The organism is Paraburkholderia phymatum, assembly GCF_038900715.1.
Lineage (GTDB): Bacteria > Pseudomonadota > Gammaproteobacteria > Burkholderiales > Burkholderiaceae > Paraburkholderia > Paraburkholderia phymatum_A.
Map to the genome: position 1 here is coordinate 243876 of NZ_JAYMRZ010000005.1, position 22742 is coordinate 266617.

At 65.2% G+C, this 22742-nt stretch carries 19 protein-coding genes; 10 read left to right on the top strand and 9 right to left on the bottom strand.

All coding sequences use genetic code 11. From position 1 onward, the window contains the following. Positions 1-39: 39 nt before the first annotated feature. Positions 40-1509: a sigma-54 interaction domain-containing protein gene (locus VSR68_RS12155; protein ID WP_342940079.1), complete on the bottom strand. Its 1470-nt coding sequence runs from the start codon at positions 1507-1509 to the stop codon at positions 40-42. 332 nt (positions 1510-1841) lie between these two features. Between VSR68_RS12155 and VSR68_RS12160 the strand changes: the two genes are divergently transcribed. Continuing rightward, on the top strand, positions 1842-3245 hold the full coding sequence (locus tag VSR68_RS12160) for a GntP family permease (protein WP_342940080.1): 1404 nt from the start codon (positions 1842-1844) through the stop codon (positions 3243-3245). A 239-nt stretch (positions 3246-3484) separates the two neighbouring features. Here VSR68_RS12160 and VSR68_RS12165 read toward each other — a convergent pair whose 3' ends face one another. The 3 genes from VSR68_RS12165 to VSR68_RS12175 all read right to left on the bottom strand — a co-directional run bounded on the left by VSR68_RS12165 (position 3485) and on the right by VSR68_RS12175 (position 6192). Next, positions 3485-3724, bottom strand: coding sequence for a DUF2442 domain-containing protein (locus VSR68_RS12165; RefSeq protein ID WP_087736651.1), 240 nt, complete (start codon positions 3722-3724; stop codon positions 3485-3487). A gap of 101 nt (positions 3725-3825) precedes the next feature. Beyond that, positions 3826-4080 (bottom strand): DUF6723 family protein, encoded by a 255-nt coding sequence (locus VSR68_RS12170; RefSeq protein ID WP_087736484.1) that lies wholly within the window; start codon positions 4078-4080, stop codon positions 3826-3828. A 90-nt stretch (positions 4081-4170) separates the two neighbouring features. Further along, positions 4171-6192: an acyl CoA:acetate/3-ketoacid CoA transferase gene (locus VSR68_RS12175; protein ID WP_342940081.1), complete on the bottom strand. Its 2022-nt coding sequence runs from the start codon at positions 6190-6192 to the stop codon at positions 4171-4173. A 434-nt stretch (positions 6193-6626) separates the two neighbouring features. On the opposite strand from VSR68_RS12175, the gene VSR68_RS12180 reads away from it, so the two are divergent. Beyond that, positions 6627-6782, top strand: coding sequence for a hypothetical protein (locus VSR68_RS12180; protein ID WP_342940082.1), 156 nt, complete (start codon positions 6627-6629; stop codon positions 6780-6782). After that, positions 6779-9112: a putative bifunctional diguanylate cyclase/phosphodiesterase gene (locus VSR68_RS12185; protein ID WP_342940083.1), complete on the top strand. Its 2334-nt coding sequence runs from the start codon at positions 6779-6781 to the stop codon at positions 9110-9112. Before VSR68_RS12180 ends, VSR68_RS12185 begins: the two co-directional genes overlap by 4 nt. A gap of 68 nt (positions 9113-9180) precedes the next feature. Here VSR68_RS12185 and VSR68_RS12190 read toward each other — a convergent pair whose 3' ends face one another. Next, positions 9181-10290, bottom strand: coding sequence for a porin (locus VSR68_RS12190; RefSeq protein ID WP_342940084.1), 1110 nt, complete (start codon positions 10288-10290; stop codon positions 9181-9183). Positions 10291-10760: 470 nt separating this feature from the next. Between VSR68_RS12190 and VSR68_RS12195 the strand changes: the two genes are divergently transcribed. Then, positions 10761-12434: a methyl-accepting chemotaxis protein gene (locus VSR68_RS12195; protein WP_342940085.1), complete on the top strand. Its 1674-nt coding sequence runs from the start codon at positions 10761-10763 to the stop codon at positions 12432-12434. A 237-nt stretch (positions 12435-12671) separates the two neighbouring features. Here the strand turns inward: VSR68_RS12195 and VSR68_RS12200 are convergent, their stop codons facing one another. Further along, positions 12672-13193, bottom strand: a complete 522-nt coding sequence (locus tag VSR68_RS12200) for a methylated-DNA--[protein]-cysteine S-methyltransferase (RefSeq protein ID WP_342940086.1) — start codon at positions 13191-13193, stop codon at positions 12672-12674. Positions 13194-13682: 489 nt separating this feature from the next. Between VSR68_RS12200 and VSR68_RS12205 the strand changes: the two genes are divergently transcribed. The 5 genes from VSR68_RS12205 to VSR68_RS12225 all read left to right on the top strand — a co-directional run bounded on the left by VSR68_RS12205 (position 13683) and on the right by VSR68_RS12225 (position 19311). Continuing rightward, a complete protein-coding gene (locus VSR68_RS12205; protein WP_012403560.1) occupies positions 13683-13934 on the top strand; it encodes a hypothetical protein in 252 nt (83 codons plus the stop codon). 303 nt (positions 13935-14237) lie between these two features. Further along, complete coding sequence (locus VSR68_RS12210) at positions 14238-15227, top strand: DedA family protein/thiosulfate sulfurtransferase GlpE (RefSeq protein ID WP_342940087.1); 990 nt, start codon at positions 14238-14240, stop codon at positions 15225-15227. A gap of 60 nt (positions 15228-15287) precedes the next feature. Continuing rightward, positions 15288-16991 (top strand): FAD-dependent oxidoreductase, encoded by a 1704-nt coding sequence (locus VSR68_RS12215; RefSeq protein ID WP_342940088.1) that lies wholly within the window; start codon positions 15288-15290, stop codon positions 16989-16991. A gap of 686 nt (positions 16992-17677) precedes the next feature. Then, positions 17678-17965 carry a hypothetical protein gene (locus VSR68_RS12220; RefSeq protein ID WP_342940089.1) on the top strand — a complete coding sequence of 96 codons (288 nt, stop codon included), beginning with the start codon at positions 17678-17680 and terminating at the stop codon, positions 17963-17965. A 128-nt stretch (positions 17966-18093) separates the two neighbouring features. Then, positions 18094-19311: a winged helix-turn-helix domain-containing protein gene (locus tag VSR68_RS12225; protein WP_342940090.1), complete on the top strand. Its 1218-nt coding sequence runs from the start codon at positions 18094-18096 to the stop codon at positions 19309-19311. Positions 19312-19326: 15 nt separating this feature from the next. On the opposite strand, the gene VSR68_RS12230 is transcribed toward VSR68_RS12225, so the two are convergent. The 3 genes from VSR68_RS12230 to VSR68_RS12240 form a co-directional block, all read right to left on the bottom strand. After that, positions 19327-19902, bottom strand: coding sequence for a LysE family translocator (locus tag VSR68_RS12230; protein WP_342940253.1), 576 nt, complete (start codon positions 19900-19902; stop codon positions 19327-19329). 173 nt (positions 19903-20075) lie between these two features. Continuing rightward, entirely contained in the window at positions 20076-20333 is a 258-nt protein-coding gene (locus VSR68_RS12235; protein ID WP_342940091.1) for a hypothetical protein, read from the bottom strand. A gap of 236 nt (positions 20334-20569) precedes the next feature. Beyond that, entirely contained in the window at positions 20570-21469 is a 900-nt protein-coding gene (locus VSR68_RS12240; RefSeq protein ID WP_342940254.1) for a DMT family transporter, read from the bottom strand. A 170-nt stretch (positions 21470-21639) separates the two neighbouring features. Between VSR68_RS12240 and VSR68_RS12245 the strand changes: the two genes are divergently transcribed. After that, complete coding sequence (locus tag VSR68_RS12245; protein ID WP_428983500.1) at positions 21640-22563, top strand: helix-turn-helix domain-containing protein; 924 nt, start codon at positions 21640-21642, stop codon at positions 22561-22563. The last annotated feature ends 179 nt before the right edge of the window (positions 22564-22742 follow it).

Here is a 22742-nt window from a genome sequence, read left to right on the forward strand (position 1 = left end):
AATGCCGATCGTACTGCGCAGCGCCGCTCGCGGCGTGCGTCACACGTCGATGCCGTAAGCCGCGATCTTCTTGTACAGCGTCGCGCGCCCCATGCCGATGCGCGTGGCCGCTTCCGTCACGCGTCCGTTGCAGGCGCGCACCGCATCGCAGATAAAGCGCTTTTCGAACGCGGCCATCGCGTCGGCCCACTGCTGCTGCGGCGCATCGATCGACGCGGCGGTTGCCGCCGATGGTTCCGCCGAAACCGGTGCGGGCGGCTCGAACGCAGCCTGTCCACGCAGCGGCCCGATGAACGGCGCGAGCGCGCGCGCATCGATGCGCTCGCTGTCCGACAGCATCACCGCGCGTTCCAGCGTATTGCGCAGCTCGCGCACGTTGCCGGGCCAGTCATACGCGCAGAGAAGGCGCAACGCGTCGTCCTGCAGCTCGAAATGACTGCCGCGCACCTGCGTCGACAGATCTTCGAGGATCGTATAGGCGAGCGCTTCGATATCCGTTTGCCGCTCGCGCAACGCCGGCGCGTGGATCGTCAGCACGTTGAGACGGTAGAACAGGTCCGGGCGGAAACGGCCTTCGGCGACGAGCGCGGGCAGATCGGCCGATGTCGCCGCGATGATCCGGACGTCGGCGCGCACGATGCGGTTCGAGCCGAGCGGCTCGAACTCGCGGTCCTGCAAAACGCGCAAGAGCTTGCCTTGCAGCGGCAACGGCATGTCGCCGATCTCGTCGAGAAAGAGCGTGCCACCGTCGGCCAGCTCGAACTTGCCGACGCGGCCCTTGCGATCCGCGCCCGTATACGCGCCCGCCGCCGCGCCGAAAAATTCGACTTCGAGCAGCGCATCGGGAATGGCCGCGACGTTGACGGTGACGAGCGGCTTCGTCGAGCGCGCCGACGCGCCGTGTATCGCGTGCGCGAGCAGTTCCTTGCCGGTGCCCGTTTCGCCGAGCAGCAGCACGGGCGAATCGACTTGCGACGCGCGACGCGCCTGGCGCTTCACTTCGAGGCTAGCCGCGCTGGTGCCGACAAAGCTCCCGAACGTGTACTTCGCGCGCCGCGCCTGCGCAAGCGACTGGCGCGTCGCAATCAGTTCCTGCTGCACGCGCGAGTAGTGCGAGAAGAGCGGCGTGAGCGCCTTCATTTCGTCGAAGAGCGCGAAGCCGACGGCGCCGACCGTCTTGCCCGCGTCGTCTTTCAACGGCAGGCGCGTGACGACGAGCGGCTCGCGATCCGTTTCCAGAATGTCGAGCAGGATGGGCTTGCCCGTCATCACGACTTCGCGCATCAGGCTGTTCGGTATCACGGCTTCGCAATCGCGGCCGACCGCCTGCTGCGGATCGGAAAAACCGAAGCGCGCCGCGTAGCGCTTGTTGATCCACACGACGCGCGCGTCGGCATCGACGATGAACGTGCCTTCGCTGAAGTTTTCGAATGTGCGGAAAAGCGAGTCCATCGCGCGGCGCAGGACGTCGCTGTAGGTCGCGGGCAAGCCCGACCAGTCGTTCATCATGTTGACGCTGTCTCCGTGTAGTCTTTTTTCTGATTGTCTCAGTTTGTGGACGGATTATCTCACGGACGAGACCTGCAAGATCCCCGATGAATAGGGTATGCTTCGCCGCATCGAATCCGACGGACGGAATTTCGTCTCGAATCTGAGACGATTCTGTACATTCGTTCGAATTGCCGCGCTGCAAATGCCGCCGGTGGTGCGCCAGTTAAGGGCCCGTCATGCCGTCGAGCCGCGCCTGACGGACATGGCACGGAACCTGCGTCAGCGGGCGCCGGCCGTCGCGCCGAACTTCGCGCGCGTCCACGTAGAACAACCAAGCTTTGGAGACTCAATTGGCTTTTGTCATCGTCCTCGCCGCCCTGGCGTTCCTGATGTTTGCCGCGTATCGCGGCTACAGCGTGATTCTCGTCGCGCCCATCGCCGCGCTCGGCGCGGTGCTGTTCGTCGATCCCGCCGCCGTCGCGCCCGTGTTCACGGGCATCTTCATGGAGAAGATGGTCGTCTTCGTGAAGCTGTACTTCCCTGTGTTCCTGCTAGGCGCCGTGTTCGGCAAGGTGATCGAGCTGTCGGGCTTCGCCGCGTCGATCGTGCATTCGGCGATCCGCTATATCGGCCGTTCGCGCGCGAACGCGGTGATCGTCGCGGTCTGCGCGCTGCTGACTTACGGCGGCGTCTCGCTCTTCGTCGTCGTGTTCGCGGTGTATCCGTTCGCGGCCGAGCTGTATCGCCAGAGCAATATTCCGAAACGCCTGATGCCGGGCGCGATCGCACTGGGCGCGTTCTCGTTCACGATGGATTCGCTGCCGGGCACGCCGCAGATCCAGAACATCATTCCGTCGACGTTCTTCAAGACGACCGCGTGGGCCGCGCCCGCGCTCGGCATCGCCGGGTCGCTGTTCATCATCGTCGTCGGCCTGACGTTCCTCGAATGGCGCCGCCGTTCGGCGATGGCGAAGGGCGAAGGCTACGGCACGTCGCTCCTCAACGAACCGGAAAGCGTCGAAACCGACCGTCTGCCGAATCCGCTGCTGGCAATTGCGCCGCTGATTCTCGTCGGCGTTGCGAACTTCATGCTCACGCGCATGATTCCCGACTGGTACGGCGCGAGCTACACCGTTGCGCCCGACGTGCTGCCTGGCAACCACGGCGCGGCCGTGACGGCGACGATCAAGTCGGTCGTCGCGATCTGGTCGGTGGAAGGCGCGCTGCTGCTCGGCATTCTGCTCGTCGTCATCACCGCGTTCGGCCGCGTGCAGGAGCGTTTCGCATCGGGCACGAAGGCGGCTGTCGGCGGCGCGTTGCTGGCTTCGCTGAACACCGCGTCGGAGTACGGTTTCGGCGGCGTGATCGCGGCGCTGCCCGGCTTCCTCGTCGTCAGCGATGCGCTCAAGAGCATTCCGAATCCGCTCGTGAATGCAGCGGTGTCGGTGAGTTCGCTGGCGGGTATCACGGGATCGGCGTCGGGCGGCATGAGCATCGCGCTCGCGGCGATGTCGGATCTGTTCATCAAGGGCGCGGAGGCCGCGCATATTCCGATGGAAGTGCTGCATCGCGTGGTCGCGATGGCGAGCGGCGGCATGGACACGCTGCCGCACAACGGCGCCGTCATCACGCTGCTGGCCGTCACGGGGCTGACGCATCGCGAGTCGTACCGCGATATCTTCGCCGTCACGGTGATCAAGACGCTCGCTGTGTTCTTCGTGATCGCGCTTTACTACGCGACGGGGCTGGTTTAAGGATTGACGACGTCAGCGCGCGTGGCTCGCGCGCCCTTCCTGTTGTGATCGAGGCGACCCAACGGGTCGCCTTTTGTTTTTTGCGTCCGATGACGACGCTGCATTCGACACCGCGATCAATCGGGCAATCAGCCGCTACCGGGGCGCTGCCGCATGCGGCGCGTCCTCGCATTCGTCACACGTCAATTCGTCACACGTCACAGGCGTGCGTCCGCACGGAAAGAAAAGGATCGCTGCCGCTAATGACGCATCGACTCCGGCAACGACAACAGCAACGCGGTCACGTCCATGTCTTCGTCGAGCTCGGGCCAGAATAGCTGCTGCTTGTCGAGCGAAATAGCGAAGTGCTCGCGCTCCGCGTCGGTGGCCGCCGCAAGCGTCGGAAACCAGTTGAGGGGAAATTCGACGGCACGGCCGTCGGACAGGTCGAGAAACAGGTGTGCACTGTCGAAATGCACATCGACGGCATCAGCGCGCATGATCGTCTCCGGCAAGATCCAATCAAACGATAGTCGGGCGATGCGCGCGCTTCAAGCGCATTGCGCGGGGCCCGAACAGAATTTCGCCGGCGCCCGCGCGCTCACATTTCGGGCCGCGCGAGGTCGCCTTCGACGATATGCTCGCCGTACACCTGAGCCGCCGCGAGCGCTTCCTCCTTGGTTGGAAAAGGGCCGAGATCGGGTGCGCCGTCGAACGGAAACAGCAGACGTCCGTCCGTCTTGCGCACGACGCGCAGCACGCCGAAAAAGCGCCGGTAGCCAGCAAGCTTCGAGCCCGCGCTGACTTCGAAATCGCTCTCGCTCTTGCCGGGGACACTGGGAATGAAACCGCTCATGATGACTTCTTGAATGCGTGAACTGTCGTGCAGAAAGCGCTATTTTCGCACGCGCATCGTGAGCGAATCATGTCGGCACGGCACGCGCGTTCATCGGTGAGTCGACGCGTCGCCCGGACGTTCGTTGATATACGGCGCGACGTCGCGCTCCTCCAGCGCGTCGCCGAGTTTCATGCGCAGAAAGCTGCTCGTCGTGTAGCGCGTCACGCCCGAATAGAACGTGTTGACGAGCTTCGTCACCATCGCCGAATAGCCGCCGATCAGCTCGGGATTGATCGAGAAGTTGTCGTAGTTGATGATCGCCTGCGGCTTGATCCGCACACCCGACAGGCGCGACTCGACCTGCTGCCGGATCGCGTCGACCTGTTCCGGCGACGTCACCTGCAAGCCCTCGAAGTTCACAAAGAACATGTTCTTCTCGGCGTCGTAATTGAAGCGCTCTTCGAGCGGCAGACACAAGAGCATCGTGCGCAGGCCGATCGGCCCAGCGCGAAAGATGCGCTCGTCCATCAGACGCGGCGGCCGCCCGATGATCGGCGTGAAGCCCATCTGCGCAACGATGTCGTTCTGCACGTCGATGCCGGGCGCGACTTCCGTCAATTCGAGTCCGCGCGGCGTCAGCGCGAACACGCAGCGCTCGGTGATGTACAGCACCGGCTGCCCGCGCCTTGCCGCATATTCGCCGCTGAACGTGCGGTGCTCGACTTCGTCGACGAACTTCTGGCATGTGCCCTCGCGATTGATCCGCAGGCGCCCGTCTGCGACCGTCACATCGAGATTGCCCGCGTTGAACGTGCCGACGAACACGACGCGCTTCGCGCTCTGGCTGATATTGATGAAGCCGCCCGCGCCCGCGAGCTTCGGCCCGAACTTGCTGACGTTCAGATTGCCCTGGCGATCGGCCTGCGCGAGCCCGAGAAAGGCGACATCGAGACCGCCACCGTCGTAGAAGTCGAACTGATACGGCTGATCGATGATGGCCTGCGTATTCGTCGCCGCGCCGAAATTCAGCCCGCCCGCCGGAATGCCGCCGATCACGCCGGGCTCCGTCGTCATCGTGAAGAGGTCGATCACGCCCTCCTCGTTTGCGACGTTCGCAATGCCTTCCGGCATGCCGATGCCCAGATTCACGACGCTGTTGGCCATCAGTTCCATCGCGGCGCGGCGCGCGATGACCTTGCGCTCGGTGAGCTCCATCGCGGGCACCGAATTCGCGGGCACGCGCAGCTCGCTCGCGAACGCGGGTGAATACGGTTCGGCAAACGTCTGCCAGTGATGCTCGGGCCGTGCGACCACGACGCAATCGACCATGATGCCCGGTATCTTCACCTGGCGCGGATTGAGCGTATTGGTATCGGCGAGCCGCTCGACCTGCACGATCACGATGCCGCCGGAATTGCGCGCCGCCATCGCGATCGCGAGCGCTTCGAGCGTGAGCGCCTCGCGCTCCATCGTGACGTTGCCGCTCGCGTCGGCCGTCGTGCCGCGAATGATGGCGACGTCGATCGGGAAGGTCTTGTAGAACAGATGTTCTTCGCCGCCGATCTGGATCAGCTCGACGAGGTCTTCCGTCGTCCGCGCGTTCAGCTTGCCGCCGCCGTGACGCGGATCGACGAACGTGCCGAGGCCGATCGTCGACAGATGCCCCGGCTTGCCCGCGGCGATATCGCGGAACAGATGCGAAATGACGCCTTGCGGCAAGTTGTACGCGTCGATGCGCCCGTCGATTGCAAGCTGCTGCAGCTTCGGCACCAGTCCCCAATGCCCGCCGATCACGCGGCGCACGAGCCCTTCGTGCGCAAGATGGTTCAGCCCTTTCGCCTTGCCGTCGCCCTGGCCCGCCGCGTACACGAGCGTCAGATCGAGATGCGCGTTCGACGCGTCCGGCGTGCCCAATGCGCCCGGCCCGCCCGATGTCGCCGCGTTCGCATCGAAGAAGCGTTCCTCGAGCGCGATCGCCACTTCCTCCGCAAAGCCGACGCCGACGAAACCGCCCGTCGCGACGGTGTCGCCGGGACGGATCAGCTCGACGGCCGCGCGTGCGCTGACCACCTTGTCGCGCGCGACGTTGCGCTCGGTGACGGGGAACGGGTACTGGAATACGGCGCGCATGGGGTCTCCTTGCCGGGTCTTCTTCCGTACGACGCCGTCGCAGCCACAGAAATGCGAGGGTTGCGCAGTTGCGGCGATCGCGGCGCAACCGCCTGCCGTCGCGGCTTTTGCGGTGCCCGAACACGCAATTTAGCAAGCCGGCGCGGGATCGTCAGCATATATCGCCAGCGACGGCGCGGCCGTCCAGCGGCACGCAGCCGTGCGCGAACGATTCGCTTCACACCGGATTTTTCGCGCGGACGTGGAAAGCTTAGGTAAGCCAACGTTCATCATCACGCTTCGTTGCACATGCAACGGCAGACGACGTTATGGTTCGACCCCGTAAAAACAGGCACAATTCAGCAGGCTAAACAAAAACGCCGGCGCGCCGTAAACGATTAAATCAGCGCCGCCTCGCAAGCGCAGCAATAATTACCGCCACAGCGGCTGGCCCCATGACAGGCACTTCCTTTCCCGAACCGATCGATGCAGCACCCGCCGCGCGTGGGCTCGTTCACGCGGGCGGCGCATGCTTCATCGATTGGCGCGCCGCGCCGGCGGCGATCCTGCGCGATGCATCGCGCGTCCCGCTGAAGGCGAGTCCGCAATGACGACGAGCCTTCCATTGAAATGGCGCCGCAATGCGGCGAAGGCGTCGCAGCAGGATCAGCACTTTCTCTCGCTCGTGCTCGGCGCGTGGTCGAGCCGGCGCGCGATCGGGTCTGTGAGTTTCGCGATCAGCATAGCGACGGGGATCGGCGCGGGCACGGCGGGCGTCGCGCTGCAAATGGCCTCGCGCTGGCCGGCCGTGCCGCTCGGCGTGCAGGTCGGAATCGGCGCGACGGCGGGTGTGCTCGCAATGATCGCGACGCGCCGGCGCTTCGCCGCGCAAAAGGCGCGGCAGGCGGCGGCCATGGCGCTCGCCAGTTCGTTCCTCGACGCGAGCCGCGATTGCGTCAAGCTGCTCGATCCGCAAGGGCACATGCTGCGCATCAACGATTACGGCGCGACGCTGATGGAAGCGTCGTCGCCCGTCGAGCTCGAAGGCGCCGACTGGCTCGGCTTCTGGAAAGGCGACGACCACGACGCGGCGATGGCCGCGTTCAAAAGCGCGCTCGGCGGCACGGCCGCATCGTTTCGGGGCAGCTGCACGACGACGGCAGGCAAGCCGAAGTGGTGGGACTCGCAGCTCATCCCCGTCAAGGATCATGGCGGCAAGGTGATTGCCGTGGTGTGCGCATCGCTCGACATGTCGAACCAGACGCGGCTGCTCGCGGAACTGCGCACGAAAAGCGAGCTGATGTCGGAAATGGAAGCGCACGTGCAGCTCGTGTTCTTCTCGTACAGCGCGAATTTCGAGTACTTCCATTACATCACGGCGGGCTCGTCGAACGTGTTCGGCATCGATCGCGAGGAGTTGCTGCGCAACCCGAACGGCTGGCTCGATCTCGTGGTGCCCGAAGACCGGGTGGCGTTGCAGGCGGAAATGCGCCGCGTGATGGCCGAATCGTCGGAAGGACGCGCGCAGTACCGGATCAGAAAAGCCGACGGCACCGTGCACTGGCTGCGCAGCACGGGCTACCCCGTCCTCGACGACAACGGCAACGTGCTGCGCATCGTCGGCATCACGGAAGACGTGACGGCCGAACAGGAACGCATCGCCGAACTGGACCGGCTCGCGTACACCGATTCATTGACGGGCCTCGCGAACCGCGCCGCGCTGCTGCGCGAAATCGAAAGCCGGTGCGCGGCGCGCAAGCCGTTCGGCCTGATGTTCGTCGACCTCGACCGCTTCAAGGTGCTCAACGATACGCTCGGCCATCTCGCCGCCGATCATCTGCTGCGCGACGTCGGCGGCGTCATCCGCCGCTCGCTGCCCGACGATGCGTATGTCGCGCGGCTGGGCGGCGACGAGTTCGCGGTGCTGATTGGCAGCGTCGTCGACAAGGCGGGGCTCGAAGCGCTCGCGCAGGCGCTGCTCGGCAGCCTTTCGGCGAATCGTCTGCAAGGCGGCGGGGCGGGCGCGTTCATCACGGCGTCGATCGGCATATCGGTCTATCCGGAGCACGGCAGCGGCCACGATGCGCTGCTGTCGAGCGCGGATGTCGCGATGTACACCGCGAAGAAAACGGGCCGCAACGGCTATCAGTTCGCGGGCGAGGAAGCCGCGCGCACGATCGGCGACTTCGAGCTGGAACGCGACGTGCCCGAGGCGCTCGCGACGAACCAGTTCTTCCTGCATTTCCAGACCATTCACGAGCCGCACTCGCTCGCGGTGCACAGCGCCGAAGCGCTGATCCGCTGGCAGCATCCCGCGCGCGGTCTGATTCCACCGAGCAATTTCATTCCGCTGCTCGAAGAGACCGGCTTCGTGTCGGATGTCGGCGTGTGGGTGCTCGACCACGCGTTGCGCCAGCTCGCCGCATGGCGTCGGGCGGGCGCGACGAATCTCGGCATGTCGGTGAACGTGTCGGCGCGGCAACTGGGCAACGAGCAGGTCGTGCGCGACGTCGACCGCGCGCTCAAGCAGCACGGCATTCCGCCCGACAAGCTCGAAATCGAGCTGACCGAGACGGCGCTGATGAAGAATCCGCAGCAGGCGCAAAAGTCGATCGTCGAGCTGAAGCGCCTGGGCGTGCGCATCGCAATCGACGATTTCGGCACGGGCTATTCGAGCCTCATGTATCTGGCCGACTTCGCGCCGCACACGGTGAAGATCGACCGGCATTTCACGTCGAAGATCGAGCACGATCCGACGACGCAGACGATCGTCGAAGGCATCATCGGGCTTGCGCACAAGCTCGGCATCAAGGTGATCGCGGAAGGCGTCGAGAACGCGGCGCAGCTCGCCATCCTGCGCCGCGTGAACTGCGACTACGTGCAGGGTTTCCTGCTCAGCGAGCCGCAGGCGTCAGAAGGGCTGATGAAGCAGCGCGCCTGACCGCGTGACCGCCTGCTCCCTGCCCCCTGACGGCGGGCAGCCGACGGCGCGATGCGCTTTTGCGTCGGTCAGAAGCGGTGACGCAGGCCCGCGCCGATCAGCACCTGATTGTGATTCGACGAAGGATCGGCCGTATTGATGACGGCCGGCGCGCCCGACGACGCGTGCTGATAGATCGCTTCCAGATAGGTGTCGGTGCGCTTCGAGAACTGATAGTCCGCCTGCACGCCGCCGTTGTGCCAGTGCGCGCCCGAGCCCTTCGTGTACGTGTACGAGCCGGCGAGGGAAATGGTCGGCGTCAGCTGGTAGATGCCGTTGACTTCGTAGTTGGAAAAGCCGATGGACGGCGCCGACTCGCCCGTATCGATCACGACGACGCCGGCATACGTCGAGCGCGACCAGGCCGCGGCCATCGTGAAGTCGCCGATCGCGTAGCTCACGCCGACGCCATACGTGTTCTGCGTCTGCACGCCGGCATCGAACACATCCGTCGCGCTCGGCAGCACGACGGGCGTGAATGCGCCCGCCGACGTGTTGCCACGCCCGTTCGCATGCAGATACGCGGCGCCCGCATTGAGCGCGCCGTTCTGGTAGCTCGCGCCGAAGCTGTACGCGCGGTTGTTCGCGAACTGCCCGGCCGCATTCGAGAACGCGTACATGCCGCCCAGCGTGAGGCCGCCGAAAGACGGGCTCGCGTACTTGACCGAGTTCGCGGCGAGGTACGAGTTGTTGGCGTTGTCGTTGTCGAACGGATGGGCGAACGCGGTGCCGCCCGTGCCGCCCGTCAGCGTGAACGGCGCGAAGTAGTCATGGATCAGGTCGTACTGGTGGCCGAACGTCACCGTGCCGAACTTCTCGTTGCCGAGGCCGACGTAGTACGGGTGATCGTTGAACATCTCGCCCGTTGTCACCGAATAGCCGCGCTCGAGCCGGAAGATCGCGCGGTTGCCGCCGCCCAGATCCTCGATGCCCTGCAAGCCCCAATAGCTGCCGTCGACGAGGCCCGAAGTCGATTTCCACTGCGAATGGCCGCCGACGTTGTTGATATAGGCGAGCCCCGTGTCCAGTTCGCCATACAGCGTGACGCTGCTCTGCGCGTGCGCGCCCGCACTGAGCGAGAGTAGTACGGCGGCTGCGGCTGCCGCTACGGCTGTCTTGTTGATCTTGTTCGCGGACATGCTCGGCTTCCCAAGGTTGAGTCGATTCGGATTCGAAGGCGACTTTTTATAGGAACGACAGCCATATGCACAAGTGGCGCGCATCAATTGTGTTGCAGAGCAACACACGTCGCGCCGTAATATAACTTACAAAACGCGTACAGCAAGCCAATTATCGAGTTCGCGTGAAACAGAAGTAAAGCGGAAAAGATTCCGCCGCGCGCCGCCTGTCCGAACGCGTGTCGAAGGAACCGGCGAGGCTTCGGCAAAGCGGGCTTTTCCCGAAAGCGTACGCCCAATGCGCGCTCAAAAGCGTTGTTTCCGTGCGACGGCCGACGCTTGCCGGATTTCGCAGGCCGCGCTAATGCCGCGGCGCACGCTTACCCGACTCGAACACCAGGAATAGCTCAAGCCCCCGGGAGCCGATGCCGTTAAATCACGGAGATTCAATCGGATGCGCAGACATCCGGCAGTCCAGGGCAAAGAACGCAATGCGCAACAACCAGCCGGTTACACAGAACGAGTACGACTACCCCTCGTCGCAGATGCTCGTGTCCGCGACCGACCTCAAAGGCAAGATCCAGTACTGCAATCCCGCCTTCATCGCCGTGTCGGGCTATACGCGCGAAGAGCTGATCGGCAAGCCGCACAATCTGATCCGCCATCCCGACATGCCCGCCGAAGCCTTCGCCGACATGTGGACGACGATCCGCGCGGGCCATCCGTGGTCGGCGCTCGTCAAGAACCGGCGCAAGAACGGCGATCACTACTGGGTGCGCGCGAGCGTCACGCCCGTCGTCGAGAACGGCACGCCCGTCGGCTATCTGAGCGTGCGCGTGAAGCCGGGCCGCGAAGAGGTGCGCAACGCGCAGGCGCTGTACGCGAAGATGCGCGCGGGCCAGGCACGCGGCTACCGGCTGCAGCGAGGCGTGGTCTCGCGCACGGGTCTCGCCGGCCGGCTGCAGGCGCTGATGCGTCTGCCCGTCGCGACGCGCGCGACGATCGGCTACACGGTCGCGCCCGTCGCGCTGCTCGCGGCAGGCGTTGCGGCGTGGGGCGGGCTGCCGCCGCTGCCGTTCTGGATCGCGTTCGGCGTGACGGCCGCGACGAGCGCCGCTGCCGCGTATCTGCTGTCGCGCCACCTGGCCCAGCCTGTCGACGCGATGTCGTCGTTCGCGACGCGCATGGCCGCCGGCGATCTGACCCAGGACCTGACGATCGCCCGCCACGACGACCTCGGCGACGTGCTGCAAGCGCTCAACCAGCTGAAGGCCAACCTCGCGGCGATCGTGTTCGACGTGCGCTCGCAGATCGGCGGCATGCTCGACGCCGCGCACGAGATTTCGTCGGGCAACGTCGATCTCGCGCGCCGCACGGAAATGCAGGCGGCGTCGCTGGAAGAGACGGCGGCGACGATGGAGCAGCTGACCACGACCGTTCAGGCCAACGCCGACACGACCGTGCGCGCGCTCGATCTCGCGCGCGACGCGCAGGCCGCGGCCGCGCTCGGCGGGCAGGTTGCGCAGCAGGTCGAGCAGACGATGGCGGGCATCGCGGAAGCATCGAAGCGCATCGCCGATATCACGGGCGTGATCGACGGCATCGCGTTCCAGACCAACATCCTTGCGCTCAATGCCGCCGTCGAGGCCGCGCGCGCAGGCGAGGCGGGCCGTTCGTTCGCGGTCGTCGCGAGCGAGGTGCGCATGCTCGCGCAGCGCTGCGCGGCGTCGTCGAAGGAAATCAAGCAGGTCATCGATACGACGGTGAGCGAGGTCTCGCAAGGCACCGAACTGGTCGCGCGCACGACCGCGCAGATGGCCGTGATCGACGAGGCCGTGGCGCGCGTGTCGTCGCTGATCGTCGAAGTGGCGAATGCGAGCAGCGAACAGGCCGACGGCATCAGCCAGATCAACCAGGCCGTCTCGCATCTGGACAGCGCGACGCAGCAGAACGCCGCGCTGGTCGAGCAGGCCGCCGCGACGGCGCAGCGTCTCGCTGAACAGGCCGATGTGCTCGACGAAGCCGTGCGGCTCTTCACGGTGTCGGGCGCGCCCGCGTCGAGCGCCTCGCGCAAGGCGCCCGCTCGCGCGGCCGCTGCGGAGCGCAGCCCGGCGACAGCCGCTCACACGGTTCGCGCCGCGTCCGCAGAAGACGCTTTGGTCTGATGGATCATCGTTACTCCCATCTCGACAGCGCACAATTGTCCGATGAAGATACGACCGTCAGCGCCCAGGATTGTTTGCGGGCCGGCTGACCCGAGTAACAACGGCGTTTATGTAGCCCGCCCCTTTCGTGGACGGGCTATTTTTTTGCCGCTCGGTTGGGCCGATCGTTTGCGCTTGATGGCCGCGCTTGATGCCAGCGCTTGATGCCAGCGTTCGATGCGCGCCGGCGCGTCTCGCTCAATCCGCAGCGAGTAATTCCAGTTGCTGGGGCGCTTTCGACATCGGGCATTCGAGCGTCAGCAGCGCTTCTTTCCGGTGCAGGCCCCCCGCATAGCCGGTCAGATCGCCTGCGCTCGAAATCACGCGATGGCACGGCACGACGATCGAGATCGGGTTGCGCCCGTTCGCGGCGCCGACCGCGCGCGATGCCGACAGCGGCAAGCCCAGCCGCCGCGCGATGCTGCCGTAGCTGGCCGTCTCGCCGTATGGAATCTTCACGAGCTGTTCCCACACGTCGCGCTGGAACGCGCTGCCCAGCATGCGCAGCCGCAGCGCAAACTGCTGCCGCTCGCCCGCGAAGTATTCGCCGAGCTGCTCGCGCGCCTGATGCAGCACGCGCGAGGACGCGAGCGTCGTGAGCGCCGCGTCTGCGGCCGGAAAATACTTCTGGCCGACGAAGAACACACCCGTCAGCGCATCGTCTTCCGCGCGCAGCAGAATATCGCCGAGCGGACTCGGCATCGACATGCATTGCTTCATGAGACCCTCCTGCAAAATCACTTGAACGGCGCTCGAAGCGCGGCATCGATCCGGGATCGAACTTCCGCGACTCGCTGCGAGGCTGCGTTCCGAGGCTGCGTTCCGATGCCACCTGAACCGCCTTCCAACACTGCCGACTTTAGCGCAGCAAGCCGCGACGGCGCCTCCTGAAAGTTGCGCTAATACACTCAAACGTCACTGCCATGACAGCGCGCGAAAGCGCGCCGCAAACAGGCGCGGCGAACGCGGCTGACGCACGGCTCGAACGCGCCGCACGTGCCGGCGCAGCCCGTGCGAAAATCGCCGCGTCCCGCCGAAAGCCGCGCCAGCCTTGCCTCTGCGCGCAGCGCCTCGTCCCTTTGATGCGTCGCGCACGGCTCACCCGCATAATCGCGGCAGTGTGAGCGCCACGCGACAGACGGCGCGCGGCGCTACCCCTTACAATGCCTGTTCAGCAACGTTGTTCAATCACGCAAGAGGGAATTTTCGATGCGCACCACCGGGTCTTCCGGGGCAATGGCCCTGCTCACCGAGCACGACGACGCAACGGGTCGCGAACTACGCTCGCTGCGCCTCGAATCGACAGAAGACGGTAAAGGCATTCTTCTGATCGAGGTCGATGAACGCAAGCCGGGCATCCACCGCGAGGTGCGTTATGAAATCACGCCGGCGGAACTGATCGCGGCCATCCGTGCGCATGGCGCAGAACTGCCGGGCGAGCAGCACAATCACCGGCAATAATTCTCAGCAGTCGACAGTCGTTTCACAAAGAGCGCGCGGCGTCCGTATCACGAGCGCCGCGCCTCTTGTTTTTCGCGCCGCCGCCCTCATCCTGATCGTTCCGCCGAGCGTCGGATGACGCTGCATGACGCTCGGCGGGCGCGCCGGACGCTTCCTTTCGAAGCTCCCGGCGGCACGAGTTTTCCGCTTTTCCGCAGTATCGTCGGCGCAGACCGCACCTCTCTTGCACGCGGTGAAAATGCGTCCATAATCGTTGAGTCCACCAAGTCGTCTTCCGGCCCAAACGGCCGCGAAAGTAAGCCGATGCTACATGATCTCGTCGAGCAGTACGGGCCTGCCATCGTATTCGCCAATGTACTCGCCGCATCGATCGGGCTGCCCGTGCCCGCGATGCCTTGTCTCGTGCTGTTCGGCGCGATGGCCGCCATGCATCCTGGCTCGATCGGCGTGCAGGTGCTGCCCGTGCTCGTGCTCGCCGTGTTGGCCACGCTGATCGGCGACAGCGCCTGGTTCGCGGCCGGCCGCATCTACGGCGGCAACACGCTGAAAACGCTGTGCAAGCTGTCGCTGTCGCGCGATACCTGCGTGAAGAAGACGGAGCGCTTCTTCGGCCGCTGGGGCGTGCGCGTGCTCGCCGTCGCCAAGTTCGTGCCGGGGCTGTCGATCGTCTCCATTCCGATGGCGGGCGCGATGGGCACGCCGTACCGCACGTTCCTCGCGTATGACAGCATCGGCGCGACGCTCTGGTCGGGCCTCGGCCTCGTGCTCGGCGTCGTGTTCGCGCAGCAGATCGACATGCTGTTCGCCGGCGCGAGCCGCCTCGGCAAGATGACGGCTGTCGTCGTCGCGGTGCTGCTGGCCATTTACTGCGCGTATCGCTGGTATCGGCGCCGTCAGCTCATCAGGAGGCTCGCGACCGCACGCATGGATGTCGACGAGTTGTACAAGCTGATGCTCGACAAGCGTTCGCCCGTGCTGTTCGATATCCGCTCGCAGGAAAAGCGCAAGCTCGATCCGTTCGTGATCCCCGGCTCGGTGTTCGCCGACGAGCGCCAGCTCAATGAAATCGTCACGAAGTATCCGCACGACCAGAAGCTCGTGATCTATTGCTCGTGTCCGAACGAAGTGTCGGCGGCATGGATGGCGAAGCAGTTGACGGAGGCCGGCTTCAGCGACGTTCTGCCGTTGCGCGGCGGCCTCGATGCATGGCGCGACGCGGGCCGGCACCTCGAGCCGCTCGCGGAAGAACCGGAGCCGACGGTCGCCGTCGGCATCACGCCGAAAACAGTCTGAACCGACAATCGCATCGGCTGCTGCCCTTCCGGGCGCGCAGCCCTGCAAGGAGCGAATCCGATGGGTGTCACGCGAGAGGGCGAAGACTCGCAGCATGTCGTCATCAATGACGCACCGTTCTCGATGCTGTCGATGCGGCGTCATCAGATGTTCCCCGAACTCCAGCCGGACGAAATCAAGCGGCTGTGCAAGTTCGGCGAGGTGCGCCGTTTCGAACCGGGCGAGCTGCTGTTCCGCACGGGCGAGCGGGGGCCGGGCATGGTCGTGTTGCTGTCGGGCGCGGTCAAGATTTATCAGCGCGACGGCCTCGGGCGCGAGCACCTGATCAACGAGCATCACAAGGGCTCGTTTCTCGCCGAAGTCGGCCAGTTGTCGGGCAAGCCGGCGCTCGTCGACGGCATGGCGCTCGAAGCCGGCGAAGCCCTGCTGATCGCGCCGGATCGCCTGCGCGCGCTGATCGTCGCGGAAGCCGAACTGGGCGAGCGCATCATGCGCGCGCTGATTTTGCGGCGCGTCGGGCTGATCGAGAAAGGCGCGGGCGGGCCGATCATCGTCGGCAAGAGCAACGACCGGCGGCTCGTGTCGCTGCAAGGCTTCCTGTCGCGCAACGGTCATCCGCACACGGTGCTCGACGAGCGTGACGAAGACGGGCTGCGCATCATCGAGCAGTTCGCGGCGGGCCCGAACGACATGCCGCTCGTGATCTGCCCGGACGGCTCCGTGCTGCGCCATCCGAGCGACCCGGAGCTGGCGACGTGCCTCGGCCTGATCCCCGATCTCGATGCGGAATTCGTGTACGACGTGGCCATCGTCGGCGCGGGACCGGCCGGACTGGCGACGGCCGTGTATGCGGCATCGGAGGGCCTTTCAGTGATCGTGCTCGACGGCCGCGCGCCCGGCGGGCAGGCAGGCGCGAGTTCGCGCATCGAAAACTATCTCGGCTTTCCGACGGGCATCTCCGGACAGGCGCTCGCGGGCCGCGCGTTCGTGCAGGCGCAGAAGTTCGGCGCGCACGTCGCGATTCCCGTCAGGGTCAAGTCGCTGCATTGCGACGAGCGTCCGTACCGGCTCGAACTCGCGTGCCAGGGCAGCATTCGCGCGCACTCGATCGTCATCGCGAGCGGCGCGGTGTACCGGCGCCCGGAGATCGAGGGCATCGACCACTTCGACGGACGCGGCATCTACTACTGGGCGTCGCCCGTCGAGGCTAAGCTCTGCAAGCACGAAGAGATCGTGCTCGTCGGCGGCGGCAATTCGGCGGGCCAGGGCATCGTATATCTGGCTTCGCACGCGAAGCACATTCACGTGCTGATCCGGCGCAGCGGCTTCGAAGCGACGATGTCGCGCTATCTGATCGACCGGATCGCGTCGCTGCCCAATGTCACCGTCTATCCGGGCACGGAGATCGGCTGGCTCGAAGGCAACGAGGCCGGGCTCGCGCAGATCGGCTTGAAGCGTCCTTCCGCGGACGGTCGCGACCGTTTCGATTCGCGGCACCTGTTCCTCTTCACGGGCGCCGATCCGAACACGGACTGGCTACGCACGTGCGGCGTCGAACTGGACGCAAAGGGCTTCGTGATCACGGGCGCGAATTCGGCTTGCGATCTGACCACATCGGTCGAAGGCGTCTATGCGATCGGCGATGTGCGCGCGGGATCGATAAAGCGCGTCGCGGCTGCCGTCGGCGAAGGCGCGCAGGTCGTCGCGCAAATCCATCAGATGCTCGCGGAGCGCACGGGCGAAACGGTGGCGCTCGGCGCCTGATTCTTTCTCCTCTTTCTTTGCGCTCTTTCTTTCCCCTCTTCTGTCCCGCACCGGCTGGCGCGCGTCACCGCGCCGGCCGGTCGCGCCTTTTGCGGCACGCAGCGCGCCCGATGGCTTACCGGTCGTTACATTCGCGACGGTCTGCTTGCACCTGTGATGCTTTCTTCTTCGTAATATTTAGTCAGCGTCCCGTCAGAAACGCGCGGCCACTTGGGGCGCCGTTGATGGGATTTTGCGAGCGTTGCGTGCGACGCGAGTGGGGCGCTGAGGCGCCAGCTTTGGTCGAGCTTTGGATGGAACCAGAGTAAGTCGCTGAGGCGCGAACTCGACTGCGGCGCATGAGACGGGAGCAAGGCGCTTTAAGCGCCAACTCGGGTCGACCGCGCTGTATGGAACCCGAGTAAGTGCGCTGCATGGGGCTCGAGTAATTGCTGAAGCACTAAGTCCAGCCGACAGCTGAAGCGCGAACTCTGGTCGAATTTTTCATGGGACCAGAGGAAGTGCTCTGTATGGGGCCGGAGTAAGTGCTGAAGCACTAACTCCAGCCGACAGCTAAAGCGCCAACTCTGGTCGACCGCGCTGCGTGGGATCCGAGTAAGTGCTCTGCATGGGGCCGGAGTAAGTGCTGAAGCGCTAACTCCGGCCGACAGCTAAAGCGCCAACTCTGGTCGACAAAGGAGGACAGCATGAGCAAACGTGCGATCGTATTGGCAGCCGTCGGTTTCGCGGCGGCGTGCGCATCGACGGCGGCTGCGGCACATGTCGGCGTCGGCGTCTATCTGGGCCCGCCCGCTCCCGTCTACGGGCCGCCGCCCGTCTATTACGCGGCGCCACCGCCCATGGTCTACGCGCCACCGCCGCCCGTCTACTATGGCGGCTATCGAGGCGGCTACTGGCGCGGCCCGCGCTGGTACGGGCATGATCACTGGCATCATCGCGGCTGGGAAAGGCATCACGGTCACGGGCGCTGGTGACGTCGGCGGCTGGGCACGCGGGCTGAAGATGCAAACCGCCCGTACGTTTTCACCGATCACGCTACAGTAGCGGAAGTCCGGCATGGCGCGAGTCCATGCTGCCGCTCGGCCCGCTACGACATAACAGTGTGATCGCTCTCCCTCTTTCCGCCGCCCGCACGCTGCATCTGGCCGCCCAAGGGCTGCTCGCGCCGCCGCGCCGCAAGGCGACCAAAGCCGATGTGCTCGACGCGATCCGGCAAATGGCGCAGTTGCAGATCGACACGATTCACGTCGTCGCGCGCAGTCCGTATCTGGTGCTGTTCAGCCGGCTCGGGCCTTATCAGCCGCAATGGCTCGACGAACATCTCGCGGAAGGCCGGCTCTTCGAATACTGGTCACACGAGGCGTGTTTTCTGCCCATCGAGGACTACGGCCTGATGCGCCACCGGATGCTCGATCCGTCCGACATGGGCTGGAAATACGCCGCCGACTGGCACGCGCAGTACCGCGTCGACATCGACAGGCTGCTTGCGCAGATTCGCGCGACGGGGCCGGTGCGCTCGGCGGATTTCGCGCGCGAAGCGGGCAAAGGCAATGGCTGGTGGGACTGGAAGCCGGAGAAGCGGCATCTCGAAGTGCTGTTCGCGATCGGCGAACTGATGGTCGCGGAGCGGCGCAATTTTCAGCGCGTCTACGATGTGACGGCGCGCGTGCTGCCGCACTGGAACGATGCGCGCGACCTGCAACCCGCCGATGCCGTCGCGCAAGAACTGCTGCGGCGCAGTTGCCGCGCGCTCGGCGTCGTGCGCGCGGACTGGGTCGCCGACTATTACCGGATGCCGCGCCGCCCCTACGTCGACGCGCTCAACCGGCTGGCTGACGAAGGCGAACTGACGCCCGTGCGCGTCGACGGCTGGAAACAGGACACGTTCGTGCATCGCGACTTCGCACCCCTCATCGACGATGCTTCGAACGGCAAGCTCGCATCGACGGTGACGACACTGCTCTCGCCGTTCGATCCCGTCGTCTGGGACCGCAAGCGCGTCGCCGCGCTGTTCGAGTTCGACTATGTGATCGAGTGCTACGTACCCGCCGCGAAGCGCAAGTACGGCTACTACGTGCTGCCGATCCTGAATCGCGGCAAGCTGATCGGACGCGCGGACGCGAAGGCGCATCGCGCGAGCGGCGTGTTCGAAGTGAAGTCGCTGCACCTGGAGCCGGGCGTGCGCGTGAGCGGCCGGCTCACGTCGGACTTGCGGCGCGCGCTGCAACGTTGCGCGGACTGGCATGGCACGCCGCAACTGCAAATTACGTCGGCGCCTGACGGCCTCGCCGACGCGCTCGCCGCCGCCGTCGACGATTGAGGCGCCTTCACAGGCTCAGTGCAATGCGGCCCACGCCAGCGACAACGAAAACATCCCGAGCACGACGGAAGCGGCGCGCTGCATCTTCACGGGATCGAGCCACCTGAGCCTGCCGCTGCCGAGCGCCGCGCCGAACGCGATCCACGCGAGCGCGATCGGCAAGAGCAGGCACGCGAACAAGGCCATCGCGAACACATAGCCCGCGAGGCTTTCGAAGGCGATCGGCGGAAAGATCGTGCCCGCGAACAGCAAGGCCTTCGGATTGAGCAGCGTTGCGACGAAGAGCGCGCGCGGTCCGTTCGCCGGCGCCATCGAATCAGGCAACGCGACGGCCGCGCGCCACATGTCGATCGCGAGATACGCGATGTAAAGACCACTCGCGATGCGCAGCACCGAAGGCAGCCACGGCACCGTATGCGATGCGCGAGCGAGAAAGCAGCCCCATGCCGAAATCGACACGAGATAGCCAGCCAGTTCCGCGCCGATCAGCGGCAGCGAGCGGCGCGCGCCCTGGCGCAAGCCGGCGGCTGCAAGCAGCGTATTCGTGGGGCCGGGCGTGATCAGCACGACGACGATGCCGAGCGCGAGCATCACTGCGTCGCGAAGAGAAACCAGCGAGGAAAGCATCAGGAGAAGACAGGCTGTTCGAAACGAGCGCCCTTTGTATCACAGCGCACGACGATGCCGAAATCCTGTGACCAGATGTTGCAGGCGATGCATGCGGCGCCAGTGACGCGCCACATGCATGGCCGGGAAACCAGCCGTCAGCGGTCGAGCTTGACCCGCAATTCGCGTGCCGTTTCGAGCAGACCTTCGTAGCCGGAACGCGCATGCTCCGGCAGGTCCGGATCGCCTACCAGCGCGCCCAGCGTTTCGATCAGGCTGTAGAGAATGCCGCGCGCCGCGCTCACGGCAATGTTGCCCGACGACACCATTTGATCCACATGTGTCACGGCTGCATCGAGGTGTTCGAGGTCCGGCTGTTCGCCAGTTTTTTGCTTGCCCGGATCATCGCGCGTCATGATGAATCGTCACTCCTGTTCTGACATCGTGAAGGAATCGGTACTGTTGTTATATACCCATCGCGCACAGCCGTCCATTCGCACAGACGGCATGCATCGGCGGGTATCCGTTCGACTGACGACGATCAACGACGGTTCACTCCACGCGCTCATCGGCTCATGGCGTCAACAGAAAACGTCGGGATGTCAGCGACATGGCCGCCTGCGCTCGCATGGCGACACGTCCCGATGAAGCATCACGCGGCGCGGGCGCGCCGCACGAAGAGCCGCTGCGTCATGCCGAACGCAACGAGATTGCCCGCCACGACGAGCACGAGCCCGATGACGGCAAGCGCCGACCATCGATAGCCTTCGAACACCGTCGATACCGCGAGCGCGACGAACGGAAACAGCACCGTGCAATACGCGGCGCGCTCGGGCCCGATGCGGCCGACGAGCATCAGATACGCAGTGAAGCCGATCACCGAGCCGGGCACGGCAAGATAGACGAGCGCGCCGAGATACTGCGCGTCCGTTTCGAGCGCAAAAGGCAAGCCGGCGGCGAGACTGCCGAGCGTCAGCACGCCCGCGCCGATCAGCATCGCCCAGCTGTTCGTGACGATGGGATGCAGGCCCATCGACTGCATGCGGCTCGACAGCAGATTGCCCGCCGAGAAGCACATCGTCCCCGCGAACGCGACGGCAAGACCGAGCCATGCCGCGTGATCGCCGAGATGCCCCGCCATCTGCTGCAGCGACAGGCACACGATGCCCGCAAGCCCGAGCACCGCGCCGACGATCGCCGTGGGCTGCAACGGGCGGCCCATGAAAAGCCGCCCGTTGAGCGCGTTGAGCAGCGGCGCCGTCGAAAACACGACGGCAACGAGACCGCTCGGCACGACGCTTTCCGCGTAGTAGAAGCACAGGAAGTTCACGCAAAAGAGCGCGAGTCCCTGTGCCGCGAGGAAACGCCACGCGGCGCGCGGCGGCCACACGGGACGGCGCATCAACTTGAGCAGCGCGAACAGCACGATTGCCGCGAGCCAGAAACGGCAGGCAATCGATACGGGCGCCGGCACGACGCCGAGCTGCCACTTGATCGCGATCCAGGTGGTGCCCCAGATCAGCACGGTCACGACATAAAGAAAGAGATTCATCGCCAGTGGGTCAAACAATACGGTCTTCGGTCCGCGCGACTATGCGCCCGCGCGGGTCCGTTCGATTGTCCAGAATTGCGCACTTTGACCGGCCAGCGAAGGCGCGGCGCACGCGGCCGCATACCAGGCCGTATACTTGTCGAACGACGCCTCATCCGTTTCAGCCTCTCATTCACGTGAACATCTCGTCCATCTCCACGACCGACCCAGCCGATCCGCCGTTCGGCCTGCATTCGGTCTGCCAGACGCTCAGCGAGTCGAACGCGACGCTCGAGCGTTTCGCATGGCTCGGCGACACGCTGGCCATCGCAATCTGGACGCGCGAGACCAAAGAGGCCGAGACGGTCTACGATCAGCCCGGCCATCACACGCTGTCGTGTTATCTGGACGGCGGCTATCGCACCGAGCGTCAAAAGCTGCCGGGGCGCTACGGCGCGCCGAGCCGTTTGTGCGCGCTGCCCGGCGATCACGAGTCGCGCTGGTGGGTGCGCGGCCACATGCACTTCATGCATCTGTATTTCCTGCCCGAGCACTTCACGCAGCGCGCGATCCGCGAACTCGACCGCGAGCCACGCGAACTGACACTCGCCGACCGCACGTACTTCGAGGACGAGCGTATTGCGAGCCTGTGCCAGTCGCTCGCAAACGACGCCTGGGACGACGCCGACGGCCGCTTGCGTGCAAACGAAACGTCGCACGAAGTGTTGAGCCTGCTGTTGCGCTCGCAGGGCGTGAACCGCACGGACGCCGTGCTCAAAGGCGGTCTCGCCGTCGCGACGCGCCGCCGTCTGCGCGATTACATCGATACGAATCTGACGCAGCCGCTCACGCTCGGCGAGCTGGCGGCCGTCGCGAACCTCTCCGAATTTCATCTCGCGCGGATGTTCCGCACGTCGTTCGGTCTGCCGCCGCACGCGTGGATCGCGCGGCAACGGCTCGAACGCGCGCGCACGCTGCTGCGCACCACGGCGATGCCGCTCGCCGAAATCGCGACGCAATGCGGCTACGCGAACGCGAGCCACTTCAGTCACCGGTTCCGTCAAGGCACTGGCGTGTCGCCCGCCGTCTATCGACAGGCATTGCGCGCAGGCTGAAGCTTCGCGCCTCGCGACGCTTTCGGGCGTACTCTCTCCCCGGCATTCTTCGTTGAACGCGTCGAGCGCGACGCCTTCTGACGCGCGCTCGTCCATCGAGGCTCGCCGGCTCGATGGACTACGCTTGTCCATTTGAGACAAAATAGTCTATAGTCGACACGAGCCCGCGCCGCGCACGC

Bases quoted from the DNA above. Each gene is read 5' to 3' on its own strand.
- VSR68_RS12155 (WP_342940079.1), bottom strand. From the start codon at position 1,509: ATGATGAACGACTGGTCGGGCTTGCCCGCGACCTACAGCGACGTCCTG.
- VSR68_RS12165 (WP_087736651.1), bottom strand. From the start codon at position 3,724: ATGCGCGCTGATGCCGTCGATGTGCATTTCGACAGTGCACACCTGTTT.
- VSR68_RS12170 (WP_087736484.1), bottom strand. From the start codon at position 4,080: ATGAGCGGTTTCATTCCCAGTGTCCCCGGCAAGAGCGAGAGCGATTTC.
- VSR68_RS12175 (WP_342940081.1), bottom strand. From the start codon at position 6,192: ATGCGCGCCGTATTCCAGTACCCGTTCCCCGTCACCGAGCGCAACGTC.
- VSR68_RS12180 (WP_342940082.1), top strand. From the start codon at position 6,627: ATGACAGGCACTTCCTTTCCCGAACCGATCGATGCAGCACCCGCCGCG.
- VSR68_RS12185 (WP_342940083.1), top strand. From the start codon at position 6,779: ATGACGACGAGCCTTCCATTGAAATGGCGCCGCAATGCGGCGAAGGCG.
- VSR68_RS12190 (WP_342940084.1), bottom strand. From the start codon at position 10,290: ATGTCCGCGAACAAGATCAACAAGACAGCCGTAGCGGCAGCCGCAGCC.
- VSR68_RS12195 (WP_342940085.1), top strand. From the start codon at position 10,761: ATGCGCAACAACCAGCCGGTTACACAGAACGAGTACGACTACCCCTCG.
- VSR68_RS12200 (WP_342940086.1), bottom strand. From the start codon at position 13,193: ATGAAGCAATGCATGTCGATGCCGAGTCCGCTCGGCGATATTCTGCTG.
- VSR68_RS12205 (WP_012403560.1), top strand. From the start codon at position 13,683: ATGCGCACCACCGGGTCTTCCGGGGCAATGGCCCTGCTCACCGAGCAC.
- VSR68_RS12210 (WP_342940087.1), top strand. From the start codon at position 14,238: ATGCTACATGATCTCGTCGAGCAGTACGGGCCTGCCATCGTATTCGCC.
- VSR68_RS12215 (WP_342940088.1), top strand. From the start codon at position 15,288: ATGGGTGTCACGCGAGAGGGCGAAGACTCGCAGCATGTCGTCATCAAT.
- VSR68_RS12220 (WP_342940089.1), top strand. From the start codon at position 17,678: ATGAGCAAACGTGCGATCGTATTGGCAGCCGTCGGTTTCGCGGCGGCG.
- VSR68_RS12230 (WP_342940253.1), bottom strand. From the start codon at position 19,902: ATGCTCGCGCTCGGCATCGTCGTCGTGCTGATCACGCCCGGCCCCACG.
- VSR68_RS12235 (WP_342940091.1), bottom strand. From the start codon at position 20,333: ATGACGCGCGATGATCCGGGCAAGCAAAAAACTGGCGAACAGCCGGAC.
- VSR68_RS12240 (WP_342940254.1), bottom strand. From the start codon at position 21,469: ATGAATCTCTTTCTTTATGTCGTGACCGTGCTGATCTGGGGCACCACC.